Origin of the sequence: Okeania sp. SIO2C9 (assembly GCF_010672455.1) — a bacterium.
In the GTDB taxonomy this organism is placed as follows: Bacteria; Cyanobacteriota; Cyanobacteriia; order Cyanobacteriales; family Microcoleaceae; genus Okeania.
This window is the reverse complement of the sequence record NZ_JAAHGO010000062.1, coordinates 34,888-53,308: the sequence shown is the minus strand read 5'-3', so window position 1 is coordinate 53,308 and position 18,421 is coordinate 34,888. Positions and strand designations below refer to the sequence as shown.

The window sequence follows — 18,421 nt, the reverse complement described above, 5'->3', positions numbered from 1 at the left end:
AGTTATTTTATAGATGTGAAATAAGCGCTAAGATGGCAAGATAAATTTGTTTATATAGATACTATTTTTCTGCTAGTTATTAATAGTAAGTATCTCAAACACCTATTCTGGTGTACAAAGTAACTACTTTTGCGATTTTGCGATAACCTCCGGTTAAGCGTACGCTATCGCGATTCTAAAGGTAGTGATAGTAGGACTTTGGTTATTTTCGGAGATGTCTAATGCAGCTAAAGCTTATTCTACTCAGTTAGATTCAGGAGAAGATTACACTTTGCTAAATCCTGTTATTGGCTTAATTATTACAGATTTTGAAATGTTTTCTGGATTAGATAAAATTATTTATCGCTTTTTGCTCAAAGAAAAAGATTATTTAATAGACTATCCTATTTATGACATTGAATTAGTCTTTGTAGAATTGCCCAAATTTACTAAATAAATCTCATAATTAACAATAATTACTGATAAATGGCTGTATTTTATCAAGAGTGTAAAAAAAATTGATTATGTGCCAGAAAACATGAGGGAAGTGCCAGAAATTAAAAAAGCATTTGAAGTTGCTAATTAAGCTGGTTTTAATAGAGAAAAATTTGAAATTTTTGAGGCACGGTAAACTTATATTGCCGACAAAAAAAATGCTATAAAAAGAGCCATTCAACAAGGAATTGAGCAAGGTATCCAACAAGGTAATCGAGAAGCTAAAATCGAAATTGCTAAACGATTACTAGAATTTTTAGATGCAGAAACTGTTAGTCAAAATACAGGTCTGAGTCTAGAATAAGTTGAAAACTTGAGAAACCAATGAGTAAGCATTTCCTACGGAATGCTGCGCAAACAGCAAACTGACTACTAATAGCTGAATGCTTATACCAATTTTATATGAGGTTGTATAGAATTACGAAATTCATTCATTAATCTATATTTATCTATGCCTATCTACAGTCAATTGTGCTTTAAGTATTATTCTATGCAGCTTCATTTCAATTTGGTATTACATCAATGATATAAGAAACAAAGCAGTAAATTTTAAGTCAAAATTTGTCGTTATAGCGCTACGCATTAAGGTTAGGATATGAATAGAAACTGTTTGCGCAGCATTCCGTAGGAAAACCCTTTTGTATTCCCCTATTGCCTGTTGCCTGTTCCCTGTTGCCTTGCGCGTAGCGCTATAAAGTATGAACAATTTGTCTTCAAATCGGCAACCTCTGAAAATAAATAATGTTTAATCTAGATTTTCCTAAAAGCACAGAAATAGATTACTTAACTCAATTTTCTGGTTGGTACATTCCTGAAAATAATCTCAAGATTCAATTAAGTCTGCATCTCAATGGAAAACCTTATGCCTCCCTTTTACATGGTGGATATCGACCAGATGTAGCTGCTGCTTTTCCAGAAAAAAAATATGCTAGTCATAGTGGTTTTGGGGGGGAGCTTTTATTGCCAAAAAATATTAAACCACAGACAGATATAAAAATAGAAATATTTGCTGATGGAAGAGAAAAAATATTATTATTTCAAAATCAATTTAAGATTATTGGAAATATCCCTAACCAACCTCAACGACAGAAAACTTTCAACCTAGAAAAACTATTAACTTGCCCCCAATGTGGAAACATAGCTGCACCATGTAATAAACAAAATTGCCCTATATGGATAAGAAGAAATACTCCTCATATTTTGCAACCTGGAGATTTACCATTTATCAAACTTACAGAAACAGAAACTACCCATCCCTACTCAGAAGGAATTTTAACAGTATTAAATAAAATTGGAGAAAATGGAATAGTTTTAGATTTTGGCGCAGGTAACACTCAAAAAGAATATCTAAAGCCAAATATTTGTTACTTAGATGTGCAGCAATATCAATATACAGATGTCGTCTGCTCAACATTAAAATTACCATTTTCAGATAACTGCTTTGATGCCATAATTAGTCATGCAGTTTTTGAACATTTACCTAATCCATTTTTTACCGCAAAAGAACTTTATCGCATCTTAAAACCAGGAGGTTTAATATTTATTGATACTGCATTTTTACAACCACTTCACGCTGACCCCAGCCATTATTTTAATATGACAATTCATGGTTTACGGCAAATTTTGTCAGACTTTGAAGAAATCAATAGTGGTATTTTTCCCCATCATTATCCATCCTATAGTATGATGATGTTGATTCAAACTATCTGGCCTTATATTCAACAAAAAGAATGGCAAGAACGTTTAGAAGATTGGCACGCTTTTTTAGTACAAGAAGGTGATAATTTAGATATGGTATTAGGAGAAAAGGCTAGGGAAATTTTAGCAGCAGGAGTATTTTTTGAGGGTAAAAAAACTACAAAAAAATGTATTGTTGAAAATACCTAAATATAGGTAAGCATTTCCTACGGAATGCTGCGCAAACAGCCGTCAGCTATTAGCTATTGCTTTTAGTTTAGGATCAAAGCTTTATTAACTCTCTTACTACAAAATTTGCCTTCCTTCCCCTTAAATTCATACCAATTTGAAAAAAGAATGCTACAAAAACGTAGACCTTGCTCGAATATGTTTAAAAATAGCTAGTCCAGTTCATTTTAGATAGTTATTTATATTGTTTTTCCCTTTTTTTTAATATTTATCCCTTCTTCCTTCTTTCTTATTCCTTCTTTCGTACGGAGGTTGTATGCAACGTCCCTACCATTTTTAACAAACATTTATCAAATTGGTATCAGTTGTTAATTTAAACACTGTCCTATATAAGAGAGTGTTGTTGCTGATAACTGACAGCTAATAGCTGTTTGCACAGCAGTCTGCAGGAAATGCTTACAAATATAGAGACTTCTAAAAATCGTGAATTAGATATGGCGTTTCTCAAGTTACTGAGATACAGTTTTTTTCTTATTTTCTACTCCCTATTTCCTAAAGCAAAGGAATTTTTTACCGAAAAATTATGGTCTAAAGCTTTCCCCTTTTAAGGCTATCTCTTACACTTAACAAAATCGAGAAGTCAGAAGTTATTTTTGTAACGGGAATGTGTCAGTAACTCTCCAAAAATATTGCGTCTTAAAAGGCGGGGTTTTAGACCCATATTATATTATTTTGATAAGTATTGAAACCCTTGTGGAGATTAGGGGAGTAGGGAGCAGGGGAGAAAGGAGCAAGAATCATAGCAGCTAAATAAAAATACTGAATCTGTCAAATAAAAAGTACTTTTTTATACATTTTTCCAAAAAAAGCCTAAGCAATACTCATTCATAATTTATCTATTTTGTCAAGTTTTATATTAAGAAAGATGTGGGTAATGGATAGCCCTTTTAAGGTAGGGTCAATTTATTGTAATTAGAGAAAAATTGATGGGGAGATAGGGGGTTAGTTAGGAGATAGACTGATAATTAACCAAAGAAGGGGAAATATTTTTCCTACTATTCCCTGTTGCCTATTCCCTATTCCCTGTTGCCTGTTGCCTATTCTCTATTCCCTATTCGCTGTTCCCTGCTATATAATATTTCACAATTAAAATAAAATTTTTATATGTCAGAAAAGAGTTTCAATCATCAGCATCAGAATCAAGCTCAAAAATATTGGCAAACAAATCCAAAAGCAGCTTTAGTAAATAGTAATCAGTGGGTATCTAATTTGATTATTGAAAAAGCTATTAATAAAAGAATCTCTGGTGGAGAAACAGAAAAATATTGGCTAGCTTGGTTGATAGAAGATTTTTTTGCTGGCAGAAAATTTGATAGTTTATTGTCTATTGGTTGTGGGGTTGGTAATCACGAAATACTAATGGCTAAGTTAGGTTTAGTTAATAATATTGATGCATTTGATTTTTCTGAATCTGCATTAGAAATTGCTATAAGAGATGCAGAAAAAGCCGGAGTTAAGATTAATTTTTACCAAGATAATTTTAATACTTTTACTCTTAACAAAAAATATGACCTAATAACCTGCTTTGGTTCTTTGCATCATGTGAAAGAATTAGAACACTGTTTATCCACAATCAAAAATAGCTTAAAGCCTCAAGGGTATGTAATATTAAATGAGTATATTGGTGATTGCTTCAATATTTATGAACAACAACAATTAGATATTATTAATCGTATATATAATTGCTTTGATGATAGTCTAAAATCTGTCAAAGTATCAAAATATAAAAGCCCAAGTATTGAAGAAGTATTTACAGTAGACCCATCAGAAGCAGTACGTTCAAAATTGATATTGGCATTTATAAAATACTACTTTCGTATAGAAGTTTTGAATCACTATGGTGGTGGGTTAATTCACGAACTATATCAACTACTAGATAGTAATCAATTTATTACAGAAGACCCCAAAGGAGAAACAATAATCAGACTATTGCTGGAATTTGAGAAAATTTTAATGGAAATTCCAGGAGGCTTAAAAAGTGATTTTTGCTTATGTATTCTCCGACATAAAACCTTAAAAAAACAATCCCAAAAACCTGATTTTTTGATAATTGGAGCGCAGCAATGTGGCGTCAATTATTTACATAAATATCTTTTTAAACATCCTAAAGTAGCAGCAGTTAAACAACCATCATTACATTTTTTTGACCTCAATTTTCATCAAGGAATAAACTGGTATAAAAATCAATTTGTAGTGGGAGAGGAAAGTGATTTAATTACAGGAGAATCAAGCTCTTACTATTTATTTCATCCTCTTGTTCCCCAAAGAGTTTACAATTTATATCCTAATATAAAGTTAATTGTCATACTAATAAATCCTATAGATAGAGCCATCAATCACTATTACCATGAAGTGAAATTAGGTTATGAATCTTTAAGTTTATCAGAAGCGATCGCTGCAGAAGACAACCGTTTAGAAGGAGAAGTTGAGAAGATTATAGAAACAGAAACATATTACAGTTTTAACCATCAACACTACACATATTTATCTCGCGGTAAATACGTTGAGCAACTGCAAAGTTGGATGAAATTTTTTCCAAAAGAACAATTTTTAATTCTGCAAAGTGAAGACTTGTTTAATCATCCCCAGGAAACTATGAACAAAGTATTTAAGTTTCTTGATTTGAAGCCAGAATTAATAAATGATTATATCGATAGTAATCAAGAAAAAGAACCAGAAATTAACTCTGAAACATACCAGCAATTAACAGAATACTTTCAACCCTATAACCAGAAACTAAATGAATATCTTGGCATCAAATTCAACAAAAAAATAGATCATTCAATCAATTACCAAAAACCACATTTTCTAATAATCGGCGCTCAGAAATGTGGTACTAATTCCTTATATAACTATTTAGTACAACATCCTTTAATTGCAGCATCCTTACAACATGAAATTCATTACTTTGACTTAAATTTTGATAAGGATTTAAAATGGTATCAATCGCAATTTCCCGAATTAGAGTCAGGAATAATTACTGGAGAATCAAGTCCTTACTATTTATTTCATCCTCTCGTACCCCAACGAATTTTTGATATATATCCTCAGATGAAATTAATTATATTGTTGAGAAACCCAGCAGAAAGAGCAATATCTCATTATTATCACGAAGTTAGATTAGGAACAGAAAAATTAACTTTGAAAGAAGCGATCGCTGCCGAACAAAATCGCCTAAAAGGAGAAGTTGAAAAAATCATTCAAACAGGAACATATTACAGTTTTAACCATCAACATTATACATATCTAGCAAGAGGAAAATATATTGAACAACTGCAAAATTGGATGAATATTTTTCCCAAAGAACAATTTCTCATCCTCAAAAGTGAAGACTTATTTAGTCACCCACAAGAAACAATTAACAAAGTATTTCAATTTTTAGAACTACCTGCACATTTCTCAGAAGAATATCTTCAATATAATTCTGGCAATTACTCACAACCTAATGATGAAATATATAAGCAGTTAATTCAATATTTCCAATCTGATAATCAAAAGCTAGCCGAATTTCTCAATATTGATTTAAACTGGTATTGAAGAAGGCAGAAGGTATCCCCCCCCTACCCCCCTTTGAAAGCTATCCCTTATAAGGAACTCCTGAAACCTTGATGGGAGGGTGGGGAGGATGGGGAGGTGTGGGGGGTGTGGAGTAAGAATATTCAAAAAAACGTCTAATTCAATACACTTTTGTGAGAAAAAAGCCTCTCAAATGACTTATACATAAATTATCACTAATGTCTACGTTTTATGTTCAGAAAGATGTGGGTAAAGCACAGCTTTCAAAGGGGGGAAGCAGAAGAAAAAATTGCTTATGGATAGTCTTCTCTTATAACCCCAAACAATTTTCAGCATCCCCGTTGACGACGGGGAATTAAACCCGCAAAAGAAAAGATAATAGTAATTAACACTTAGGTATTAGCTATCAGATTTTTTTTCCCCAATTTTTACTTTTAAAATTAGTTAATTAAAGTGAAAAATACTAAGCACTTAGTCTTGAATAAGTTAGACTCCTGGGTCAAAATTGTGTTAACAAGTATTATGATCGGGGAGTTAAACATTTATCAGTAAGTGGTTTGGCATTTAAAATGTATATTTTAATTAAAGTCAAGAAAACATCGTAGAGGAGATGAGAACTCCCGATGGGACCCTGCCTCAGTGAAGCACATTAGCTCTTTTGTAGCGGAGCTTCTCGTAGGTTGGAATTACTCACTCCTTTGAGAAAACAGGGAATATAAAATCTCAATAGGTCTTAGTTGAGTTCCGGTTCAATTTTTTCCATCAAATGGAGTTGGAAATAGTGAACTAATGATTAATAACTTTTACCTGAATAGTGGCGGTATTAAGCTCAATTTTAAAAATATACATAAAATTCATAAATATAGCAGTTGATGGAAAATGCACGGACAGATCGATACCTAAAAACTCAGATTAAGTCAGATTTTACCTTCTTTATTCTTCCTTCTTCCTTCTGCTATAAAGTAGAGAAAATCACTGTTTTAAAACAATCAAAAAACACTATACTTGACATTTGATTTAATCTATTTATTAATATAGTAATCCCAAATGATTTGTCAAAAATATTAGAACATATAAAAATCTGAAACTTTTATTCTTATTCCCTGTTACCTATTACCGATAAATTGTGGTCTAAAGTATCCCATTTTAAGGAGATAAAAAAAAGATAATTCCGTATTTAAAGCCTCCTTATTGCAGAGGTACTGATAACTGAAATGAACTGTTGCCTACTGCATAAAATAAAAGATATTTTTTTACAACTAAAATAGCATTGCTATTTGAACTAAAAAAGCTGACAAATAAACAAAAAAATAAACAAAAAATGACTATTAATTATGAAAATGCTTGGGAAGAATATGCTAAAAAATGGCAAGAATATTATCCTGAATTAAATCATATAGGTGACGAATGGATAGGCAAAGCAGCAGGAGCAGCCAACTCATTAGCAGAATATGAAAAATTAATCGAACAAAAATTTATAGCACCATATATAAATGAAAAACATACAGTACTAGAAATAGGTATTGGTGGAGGACGTACCGCAGAATTGTTACTCAAATATTGTCAAAAATTAATATGTGCCGATATTTCCAATTCTATGTTAAATGCCACTAAAAATCGACTCGGCGAAGCCAAAGTAAAATACCTCAAACTTGATGGAATAACATTAAATGGAATTGATTCAAAAACAGCAGACGTTTGTTTTTGTTACGACACAATGGTGCATTTAGAACCCAGAGATATTTTTAACTACCTAACAAAAATTCCTGCCAAATTACGAGGAGAAAAAATTTGCATATTTCACCACACAAATACCCTCAGCGATTTAGGTTGGCAAAGATTTCTCAAAGATTGGGATAAAAATCTTATGGGAAAACGAAACGGAACTGCTCACTCAGTAATGACTAATGCAATAATGGAGAAATTTCTATACCATCTCAAATATAAAATTATTCATCAAGATACTGATTCAGTTCCTAGAGATTGTGTTTGGATCTGCCAAGCACCAGACACTATTTAGGGTTTGCTGAAAAAGTCTTTTTAAGGAGTGGGGGAGTGGGGGAGTGGGGGAGTGGGGGAGTAGGGGAGTAGTTAGGAAGAACGGAAAATAGAATTTAATTAGGAGGTAGTCGAATATATTTTTCAGAGTCATTTTTCTGGAATTATTCTGCCTTTTACGCTAACTTTTTGAAGGTTTTCGACCTAATACCAGGCAAGTTTTTTCACCAGAAAAAGGCTTTAACTAATATCAGTCAATGCTTTGATATTTAATCAACAAACCCTATTTAAACATAAGCATTTCCTCCGGAATGCTGCGTAAACAGCCGTCAGTTATTAGCTATCAGCTATTAATTTTAGGGAAGGTAAAAGCAACCTTTGAAATTGAGAAAGAATAAGAAGTTACTGCCATGCATCCCCTGACTAAACCCTAGAAGTAATTATTCATTACTAATTGCTGATATAGCAATATGATTTTAGTTGTGAGATATTGGAGACTTTTGCTTTAGAGAATAGGGAATAGGTATGGAGGGAAGAAACGAATACATAAGAATAAGATAACTGCTATATCCTATACTTTAAAGGAACACTTCAATTCTCACATCTGATTCCTGATTGCTATAGCTGACTGCTAATAGCTGAATGCTTACATTCAAACATTAAAAAATCATCATAAATAATACAACTTATAACCTATGAAATATCTATTCCTACACCCAAATTTTCCTGCCCAATATCGTCATATTATTACCGCTTTAGGAGCAAATCCTAATAATCAAGTTGTATTTGGCACAAAAAACGAACGCCCAGAGTGGAAAATACCAGGAGTTCACAAAGCATTATTCAAACCCAGTCGCGAACCCCGTCCAGAAACCCATCACTATGTTCGTCCCCTAGAAAGTGCAGTAATTTATGGACAAGCCGTATTTAGAACCGCAGAACAACTCAAAGCACAGGGGTTTGTGCCAGATATAATTTGTGGCCACTCTGGTTGGGGTCCAACCTTATTCGTCAAAGAAGCATTTCCTAACACTCCACTTCTTTGCTACTTTGAATGGTTCTATCATTCTTATGGTTCTGATGCTGACTTCGACCCCGCAGAACCCTTGACAGTAGATGATATGGCCAGAATAAGAGTAAAAAATGCTCCCATATTAATAGATTTGTACACCTGTGATTGGGGATTATCCCCCACATATTGGCAGCGATCGCAATTTCCCACAGAACTTCAAAACAAACTATCAGTACTCCACGATGGAGTAGATGCAGACTATTTCAAACCCAATCCAGGGGCAAAACTAGTACTGCCTAATTTAGACCTATCTGGCGTTGATGAACTTGTGACTTATGTAGCGCGAGGAATGGAACCCTATCGGGGATTCCCAGAATTTATAGAAGCGATCGCCTATCTCCAAGAAAGAAGGCCAAACTGCCATGTAGTAATAGTAGGTTCCGAAAGAGTTTGCTACGGTAAATCTTTACCCAATGGTAAAACTTACAAACAAGAAATGTTAGAAAAAATACCCTTAGACTTATCACGAGTTCACTTCGTTGGTTCATTGCCCTACGGTTTATACTTAAAAGTCATTCAAGCATCTGATGTTCATGTCTACTTAACCAGACCTTTTGTTCTGTCATGGTCTATGATTGAGTCTCTATCCACTGGTTGTCTAATTGTAGGTTCAGATACACCTCCTGTGAGGGAAATTATTCAAGATGGTGAAAATGGCCTATTAGTAGATTTCTTCTCCCCCAAACAAATAGCTGACCGCATCGATGAAGTGTTGGATCATCCAACTCGCATGGCAGAAATCCGTGTCAAAGCTCGCCAAACAGTTTTAGAGCGATATGCTCTTTCAAACTTATTGGTAAAACATTTGGAACTAATTCATCAAGTTGCTAACCGTAGCTTACAACAAAAAGATGTAGGTATGGAAAAAAAACAATCTCTAACCTCATCTAAACTCTAGAGACATTAAAAATCAACCATAGTATATGGGAACCTAAAATCAACTATCCACGTCCTCCGGTAATGTTAACACTATAATCAATCATTAAAAATATGCTGCCTTAGTATAAATACTAGATTGTACTTAAAAGTCAATAATGGTAAACCCATAGGCACATAGTAGGCCAAATTTTGGCTGATAATTTTTGTAGTTAAAAGGCTAGACTTATTCCAGATAAACAGGTTAAACTACAGCCGAATATAAAATTACTGGTATTTGTTGGTAGTTGAGCCAAACAAAACAATTGTCCATATTTTAGATATAAACCATGTAGAGGAGTGAAACGGTATGGTAACACTAACTGATGGAGACGACCGCTTCGATCAGGAGGATTCTGGAAATATAGCACCTGATACGATTAATGCTATTGGTGGAGACGACCTGATATTTACTTCTACCTTAGGTGGTAGTCTAGCTAGAGGTGGAGCAGGAAACGATACACTGGTATCTAGGGGTCCTTCTGGTATTAACAACTCTGGTCAACCAGATACTCTTGAAGGTGGTGCAGGGAGTGACTCCCTGGAATTCCAAGCTGCTGCTGGTTTCGGATTTGGAGATGCAGACAATGATACCTTAGTCGCTGTTTCCCGTACAAGTCTTTATGGAGGTGTGGGAGATGACTTTCTCCGTGGTCTGATTGGAGATAACTGGTACTCTGCCAATCAAGGTAATGATATCCTACTAATAGGCACAAGAGATAGTCTCTATGGTGGCAGGGACAGTGACACTATTAGTGCCTTTACTCCAGATGTAGTAGAGGCGCTTGATTTTGACACCTTACCTACATTTACAGGTAATACAGGTCAAGGCCAAAACTTTATTTCTGCAAACCGACAAGAAGATTTAGTAGTTGCTTTTGGCGATCGCGATACTATCTTCGGTGGTAAAGATAATGACACATTATATTCTTTGGGTAACCAAGTCCTTATAAGTGGAGATATTGGTAATGATGTAATAATTCAGGTAAATCAGGAATCTACAGGTACTCCTGTTAATAGTACAGCTATAGCTTTAACTTCAATAGAAAGGTCTACTCTACTAGGTGGTGAAGGTAGTGACTTTATTCAAGGTGCAGTAGGGCCATTCGGTGATGGTAGAAATTCTTTAGATGGTGGAGCTGGCAACGATACTATCAGAGGTCAAGCTTCAAGAGATACCTTAGCTGGAGGTGGAGGTGATGACTTCATTACCACTGGTTTGCTCGAAGAAAACGAAGATAAATTTAGTACTAATGGTATAGCAGTTACTGTTCCCGGTTTTGCTGGTCAAAATAGATTAGATGGTGGTGCCGGTGATGATACTCTAGCATCAGGCTTTTTGTCAGATACTATGATTGGTGGTCAGGGAAATGATTGTCTCAGTGGTATCTTTAGTCGTGTGGATGGGGGCGAGGGTAACGATACCATTGATGCTACAAGTATCAGTACCAATGCTTCGGGTGGTGGTAGTATTGAAGTTACTCTGATTGGTAGTTCAGGTAATGATATCCTTTTGGGCAGTACCAACGCTGGTGTGGCAAACTTCTTTGATGGTGGTACAGGCAATGACTTTATTCAGTTTGGTGGAACAAACGATCAGTTAATTGGGAATACACAAGGTAACGATACAATCATAGCATTTCAGGGTGGAGGTACAGCACCATTCTTAATAGAAGATACTCAAGGTAGTAACACTCTAAGTGGTGGTGATGGAGCTGATATCTTAATTACTGGAGCAGGTGATGATTCTATTGTGGGTGGTACTGCAGATGACTCATTAGGAGATAGTATTAGTGCTGGTGCAGGGGATGATGTTATATTTGGCCGTGGAGGAACTGATACTATTCTTGGTGGTGCTGGTGACGACTATATTGCAGCTGGCCTTGATGGTACAGGGGACTCCTTAATTGGTGGTCAAGGTAACGATAGCTTTGCTTATTTTGCCGTTGAGGAGGATGTCACTGAAAATAGTGTTATCGTAGATTTCGATCCTTCTGATGACCGGATACTTCTAGACTTGAATGGATTTAATTTGGAAAATTCCAGCAAAAACTCAATTATTGGCATTAATGATTTTGTTGCTGTTGGTGTAGGTGATAACTATGAAGATAGCTTTGCTCGAACTAGCGGTCCTACTATTATCTATGAACGAAACCCAAAAACCGATCCAAATGACACATCAGATGACCCAGAACTAGCTGGTTCAGGTCTGTTAAAGTACGATCCTAACGGTAATCTAGAAAATGATGATAGTAATCCTATTATTACTATTGCTCGCCTCAATGGTACTCCTAACCTACTTCAATCTGACATCTTTATTATCTAATATAATCTATTAGCATTAAGCAAAATTATGAGGCTGTGATTGATTTTTAATCACTCCTCATTTTTTTCTGGATTAGTTTCTGTTTTGACTTCTTTTTCTACTGGATTTGTCTGAGTTTTTTCGTTAACTGGAGCTTGTTCTTGAAGCAATGTTATTTGATTATCAATTAAACTCAAAAATGTAGTGCCAAAATGCTGAATTTCTAGAAAACTTGCATCAGCAGCAGCAGGTTTATAAATTTTAAAAGTCCGCATAATTCCTAATGTAGCAGCACTTTCTAACGGACCAATAAAGCTGGTATCTCGGTCTAAAAAATAAGGTTTACTAGCCCATTTTTTCATCTGTTCGGCATTCAAAAAATAACAACCAGAGTGGGGGTTAAGAGTTCTATGAAAGGCAATTACCTTTTCCATGATTTTTCCCTTAAGCTGATATTGCTCTCGAATATTTTGAAATTTAGCTGTTATTTCAGGTTTTAAATCTCCATCTATATAAGCTTTGGGAACAGCTCCTAAAGGAGAAATTTCATAACGATTTGGTTGAAGTAAATTACCATTTCCTGTGTGGTGATTAAACCAATTTAATTTCACAAATAGCCATGGATCGTGCAGTATTAAATCATCTTCTAAGTAACAATAATAATCGTATTTCCCAAGACATGATTTCATTACTTCCTGACATTCAAAACCTAGTAACATAGGTTCTACGTTAGTGCTGTGATGCATCAGAAAATCTGAGGGCAAAGGAATTTGAGATAATAAATGAAAACCTTTAGTCGTACAAACAATAATATCAATTTCATGGCCATGATTTTGATTTGCTGGAGTTGCTTGATATCTACTAATATCAATTATGTACTGAGATTTAGCATACAAGGCACGCAATGCAGTTAAACAGGTAGTTAGTGCTATACGTCGTGTTTGCGGGTCTTTGCGTAAAGAACCATGTTTTCCGCTACCTTCAGGGTTAAAAAAATGAGCAATTGTAAATAATATTCGCATTTTTATTTATAGCGCTAGGGAATAGGGAATAGGGAATAGGGAATAGGGAATAGGGAATAGGAAATAGCAAACTGTAAAAGGGTTTTAGGATTGAAAAATGTCCTAACCAATTTTTGTAGCGCTATAGATTAAGAAACAGAGAGTAGGGAGTAGGGGAGTAGGGGAGTAGGGGAGTAGGAGAGTAGGAGAGTGGAAAAAACTGTTAGTAGGAAAGAAACCGAAATACATCCTCTTTCTTTATAATTGGAGCTGAGGTAATAACAGCTTACATCATTAGGTAATTTGTCTCAAGTTCATTGAAGAATGCAGAAGGCAGCTATGCTGAAGGCAGAAGGGAAAATTGCATGGGGATTCTCACCTCAAACAATTTTGAGTACCCCGTTGACGGTGGGGTATTAAACCCATAAGGGAAATGATCAATACCATTACGGTTGCAGGACTGCCGGAAAATTTACTAATACTAACTTTTTTGGCAGCTCAACTACTTATTCAAAAATCATAGTTCAATTTTTTGTCTGTTAAATAGTTCTGGAACATTATATTTTTAATAATTTAATTTTTTTAGGAAACCATAGACTAATAAAATATGTGAGTTATCAAAATAAACTAACATAATTTAGACAATTACACTTATGACAATTGCTGTATTTAATTCTATAGCATTAATGAATTTAGTTTGCTTCTCTGTAGGAATATAAATATAGCGATCCTATTTAAGTTTTAATATTTTGGTGGTAGGGGAGCCGTCGGATTGACTATGTACAGAATTTTAAAGGTTTTTAGTTCAAATTAACTATTATAAAAATTGTCACAATCAATGCGCGAATTGCTATAGATTTAATATCATGTCCGCACTTTATAATTTGTGTAAATCCCAGGGTGAATATATACAGGAAATTTAAGTTTTTTCCAACTTTTCAACCTTTTTCCTTCTTCCTTACCGAAAAATTCTGGGTATGCGCCTCCCCTTTTAAGGGGATAAAAAAAGAGAATATTTCAGATTTCAAGCCTCCTTATTGCAGAGGTACTGATAACTGATAACTGATAACTGATAACTGATAACTGAAATGACCCTTACTTTACAATACTGATGCTACCTTACTTGATATAATATCTCAACTAAATTTTATGTTCTATGGTATTTAATAGACATCTCCAATAATCAAAAATAAAATCAATTATCGTAGATAAATCATCAATTATTTCCCCCTAATTCCTACTCCCTACTCCCTCTTTTCCGGAGAGGTCTAATAGACATCTGTTCATTAATGGATAATTGATAATGGATAATTGATAATTACCTCAGTTTTTAACCGTTAAGGAATTGAATATAAGGAAATATCCTAGCACTTTTTTTCCCCTTAAAAGAGTCGGTTTCAAGGCGAGAATTATTTAATTATTCATTATTCATTATTCGGTAAAAATAAAAAATAAAATCAATTCATATTCATGAATTATCAATTATTTTTCCCTGTAACCTATTGCCTATTTTGGAGGAGATGTCTAATTAGCTAGAAATAGAAACTGTATTTACTTTCGATTCTTCATTCTGTGTACTCTCTTCTTTCTCCTGGTTCATTCAAACATAAAACCTCAAGTTTTCAATCATCAAATAATTCTGGAACACGATTTTTTAACTCTTCATTTAAACGCGGTAATTCATCTCGCATTTGCAGATACCAATCCCGGCGTTGACGATAATGTTGAGAAAGTAAACGATTATTTTCAACCCAATCATAAGCGTTGATTGCTATTTTTTTTCTGAAATTTTCATCAGTTATTAGTTGTCTAAATTTCCTAGCAAAATCTGAAACAGAATGATAAATTAAACCTGTTTTACCATCAAGAATTGAATCTTGATAAACTATTGGGCTAGCTAGTACAGTTATTCCATAACCTGCACATTCAACAAATTTTAAGTCGGATTTCATTTGATTAATTGGGTTGTCATTTAGAGGCAATAAACCAAGGTCGCAACTGCCAAGAATCTCTAGATATTTATCATAGCTGCAAAATGGATAAAATTCTTTATTGGCTGTATTTAAACTTTCAAAAAATAACTGATCGTGGATGACTTTGAATCTAATTTTATCTTGATAATCTGACAATACTTGATTGATTATCGGCATAATTTCTTTCCAGTCTGCTTCCCTGTTGACAGCTCCGAAAAATATGGTAAGATATTTATTATGGGGGAAGGTGTGCTCAGATAGGGGTACTATTCTAGCCAATTGATTGTAAAAAACTACAACGTTGGGGTTATATTGACGTAAAAAATTAGCTAGGGATGGAGTAGAAGTTTGTACACAGTGACAGCCACGATAGCTAAGATAATTATTTTCAGCATATTCAGGACGACGTAACGGATTATCATCAATTTCAGCCACAATCAAATAACCCTTTTTCAGCAAAGACTTAAGTTTATGAAAGTCAGACGGATAATTTAAAATTGTGCGTTGCCAGATAAACACCTTTTCTTCTTGAGGCAACCCTATATTTAAGTCAGCAGTTTTCGCAGTAGAAAAAGTTCTCACCCCAGGAATAGTAGCGCTAAAGCGGTCTGGTTCCAGAACTCTGACAGTACCACAAACTTTCGGGTCCATAATTATCGTTTGAATTAATAATCTCCGGGGAGGGATAGGAGATTTGGTAGCGCGTGCAATGAAATATTCAGCAGCGGTCTGAGTAGCGAACTTTTTTGAATCCAAACCCAAAGCATCAACCAGACCCTCAGTTACTTGGAGAAACCGTTGAAACTCCTCTCCTTTTTCACCACGAGTTTGTATTTCATATACTTGTAAACCTGCGTTAGCGAAACATGACTTGAGACTTTCCAGACTAAACCAATGACGAATTATTTCCGAATTTTCCCAACCACCTTTAAGCAAATTAAAAATTCTGTGCCAATGCTGTACATTTTGTACAATAGCCAAAACTTGACCATCATTTTTTAACCAACTTTGATGATATTTCAAAACAGCAGTCGGGTCAGCGATCGCCATTAAATCTAAACCATAAATCAGACAGTCTACTGTTTCTGGTTGAATATTTAGAGTAGAAATATTTTGTTGTAAATTTCCTACTACAATTTTATCTATATCTACTTGTAAGACAGAATTTTTAGCAAAGTCTGGATTAGATTCAATAGCAATATAATAACAGTGAGGATTAATCTGTTTATATTGAGAAGCTATTGTGCCATTACCACAGCCAAATTCGATAATAACTTTAGCATCAGCGGGTATAAATTTTAGAAGTTCTTGGTGAATGGAATTTTCTGAAGAATTAAATCTAGTCTGAGTCATCTTCTTTAATTTAAGCTGCTCCAAATAATACCATTTCTCAACAACAAGAAGGAAGAAGGAAGAAGGAAGAAGGAAAAAAATCTGGAATTGTCTGGCTTTTTAGCTTTTGATATGTCAAATACAGTAATGGAGACTGCTATATATTTTATCTATGACTCCTACTGAGACAAAAAAGTAAGTTACCCTCCGAAAATTATCTACAGAAAATCAACAACAAAGCCTAACCATTTCCCATACATCTATCTATATAGAATAGATAAGAGTATATTTTTGAATTTTTGCGATTTTTTCTAAAGTCAAAAATAGGGATAGTCATTTCAGTTATCAGTTATTAGTTATCAGTTATCAGTTGTCATAGATATTGTTAGGAGAGTGTCAGTCAGATATATATATATATTTAATCCATGACTCTCACCGAGGGATAAAAAATTAATTACTCTCCGACGTTCAAATTTTGATATAACTCAACTTTTAAGACGATATTTTGATTTTTTCTACAGTCAAGAGTCAGGTGAGGTATATATTTAAACTCTGACTTTAGCCCAGACAAAAAAATCAATTACCCCAGAAAATAATCGAGAGAAAATCAACAATTTATAGCCATTAAAATCATGAGATAATTCAACTTTTAACCAGAAAAATTTGAGTAGGAATTAGATATTTTCAGCTCTACTAAAGAAAATTAACTACAAAACCAAATCATCTCCCATACATCTATAAATATGTAGAGCAATATATTTGTAAATTTGACGATATTTTGATTTTTTCTACAGTCAAGAGTCAGGTGAGGTATATATTTAAACTCTGACTTTAGCCCAGACAAAAAAATCAATTACCCCAGAAAGTAATCGAGAAAAAATCAACAATTCACAGCCATTAAAATTCTGAGATAACTCAATTTTTAACCAGAAAAAATTTGAGTGGGAATGAGATATCTTCAGCTCCACTAAAGAAAATTAACTACAAAATCTAAGTAGTCTCTATACATCTATATATATATGGGAAAATTTGGCGATATTTTGATTTTTTCTACAGTCAAGAGTCAGGTGAAATATATATTTAAACCCTAACTCTCAACAAGATAAAAAAATTAATTAGCCTCAGAAAGTAACCTAGAGAAAATCAACAACTCACAGCCATTCAAATTCTGAGATAACTCAGCTTTTAACCAGAAAAAGCAGTATATTTAGAAATTTGACGATATTTTGATTTTTTCTACAGTCAAGAGTCAGGTGAGGTATATATTTAAACTCTGACTTTAGCCGAGACAAAAAAAATCAATTATCCTCAGAAAGTAATCGAGAGAAAATCAACAATTCACAGCCATTCAAATTCTGAAAAAACTCAGTTTTTAAGCAGAAAAATTTGAGTGGGAATGAGGTATATTCAGCTCTACCGAAGAAAATTAATAACAAAGTCCAAGCACTCTCTATACATCTATATATACAGAGCAGTATCTTTTAGAATTTTGCAAGATTTTTCTCAAGTCAAAAACAGGAATAGTCACAGATATTGTTAGGAGAGTATAACTCAGATATATATATTCAACCTATGACTCTCACCGAGGGATAAAAAATTAATTACTCTCCGACATTCAAATTCTGAGATAATTCAGCTTTTCACCAGAAAAAATTTGAGTGGGAATGAGATATCTTTAGCTCTACTAAAGAAAATTCACTACCAAATCTAAATACTCTCTATACATCTATATATATATGGGAAAATTTGGCGATATTTTGATTTTTTCTACAATCAAAAGTTAGGTGACACATATATTTGAACTCTGACTCTAGGCGAGACAAAAAAATCAATTACCCTCGGAAAGTAATCTAGAGAAAATTAACAACTCATAGCCATTCAAACTCTGAGAAGACTCAACTTTTAACCA

8 protein-coding genes are annotated in these 18,421 nt (G+C 34.0%); 6 read left to right on the top strand and 2 right to left on the bottom strand.

Going from position 1 to position 18,421, the window contains the following annotated elements:
- Positions 1-214: 214 nt before the first annotated feature.
- From F6K23_RS30705 to F6K23_RS30680, 6 genes are all read left to right on the top strand, one after another.
- Complete coding sequence (locus F6K23_RS30705) at positions 215-436, top strand: hypothetical protein (protein WP_293163079.1); 222 nt, start codon at positions 215-217, stop codon at positions 434-436.
- Positions 437-1,215: 779 nt separating this feature from the next.
- Complete coding sequence (locus F6K23_RS30700; RefSeq protein ID WP_293163077.1) at positions 1,216-2,361, top strand: class I SAM-dependent methyltransferase; 1,146 nt, start codon at positions 1,216-1,218, stop codon at positions 2,359-2,361.
- A 1,143-nt stretch (positions 2,362-3,504) separates the two neighbouring features.
- Positions 3,505-5,937: a sulfotransferase domain-containing protein gene (locus F6K23_RS30695; protein WP_293163074.1), complete on the top strand. Its 2,433-nt coding sequence runs from the start codon at positions 3,505-3,507 to the stop codon at positions 5,935-5,937.
- A 1,300-nt stretch (positions 5,938-7,237) separates the two neighbouring features.
- Positions 7,238-7,936 (top strand): bifunctional 2-polyprenyl-6-hydroxyphenol methylase/3-demethylubiquinol 3-O-methyltransferase UbiG, encoded by a 699-nt coding sequence (locus F6K23_RS30690; RefSeq protein ID WP_293163071.1) that lies wholly within the window; start codon positions 7,238-7,240, stop codon positions 7,934-7,936.
- Between the two features lie 673 nt (positions 7,937-8,609).
- Positions 8,610-9,884: a glycosyltransferase family 4 protein gene (locus F6K23_RS30685; protein WP_293163068.1), complete on the top strand. Its 1,275-nt coding sequence runs from the start codon at positions 8,610-8,612 to the stop codon at positions 9,882-9,884.
- Positions 9,885-10,211: 327 nt separating this feature from the next.
- Positions 10,212-12,227, top strand: coding sequence for a calcium-binding protein (locus F6K23_RS30680; RefSeq protein WP_293163065.1), 2,016 nt, complete (start codon positions 10,212-10,214; stop codon positions 12,225-12,227).
- Between the two features lie 50 nt (positions 12,228-12,277).
- Here F6K23_RS30680 and F6K23_RS30675 read toward each other — a convergent pair whose 3' ends face one another.
- Positions 12,278-13,228, bottom strand: coding sequence for a calcium-binding protein (locus F6K23_RS30675; RefSeq protein ID WP_293163062.1), 951 nt, complete (start codon positions 13,226-13,228; stop codon positions 12,278-12,280).
- Between the two features lie 1,601 nt (positions 13,229-14,829).
- Positions 14,830-16,533 carry a methyltransferase domain-containing protein gene (locus F6K23_RS30670; RefSeq protein WP_293163059.1) on the bottom strand — a complete coding sequence of 568 codons (1,704 nt, stop codon included), beginning with the start codon at positions 16,531-16,533 and terminating at the stop codon, positions 14,830-14,832.
- Between the last annotated feature and the right edge of the window lie 1,888 nt (positions 16,534-18,421).

Coding starts and splice junctions, on each gene's coding strand:
- F6K23_RS30705 (WP_293163079.1), top strand. CDS start 215: ATGTCTAATGCAGCTAAAGCTTATTCTACTCAGTTAGATTCAGGAGAA.
- F6K23_RS30700 (WP_293163077.1), top strand. CDS start 1,216: ATGTTTAATCTAGATTTTCCTAAAAGCACAGAAATAGATTACTTAACT.
- F6K23_RS30695 (WP_293163074.1), top strand. CDS start 3,505: ATGTCAGAAAAGAGTTTCAATCATCAGCATCAGAATCAAGCTCAAAAA.
- F6K23_RS30690 (WP_293163071.1), top strand. CDS start 7,238: ATGACTATTAATTATGAAAATGCTTGGGAAGAATATGCTAAAAAATGG.
- F6K23_RS30685 (WP_293163068.1), top strand. CDS start 8,610: ATGAAATATCTATTCCTACACCCAAATTTTCCTGCCCAATATCGTCAT.
- F6K23_RS30680 (WP_293163065.1), top strand. CDS start 10,212: ATGGTAACACTAACTGATGGAGACGACCGCTTCGATCAGGAGGATTCT.
- F6K23_RS30675 (WP_293163062.1), bottom strand. CDS start 13,228: ATGCGAATATTATTTACAATTGCTCATTTTTTTAACCCTGAAGGTAGC.
- F6K23_RS30670 (WP_293163059.1), bottom strand. CDS start 16,533: ATGACTCAGACTAGATTTAATTCTTCAGAAAATTCCATTCACCAAGAA.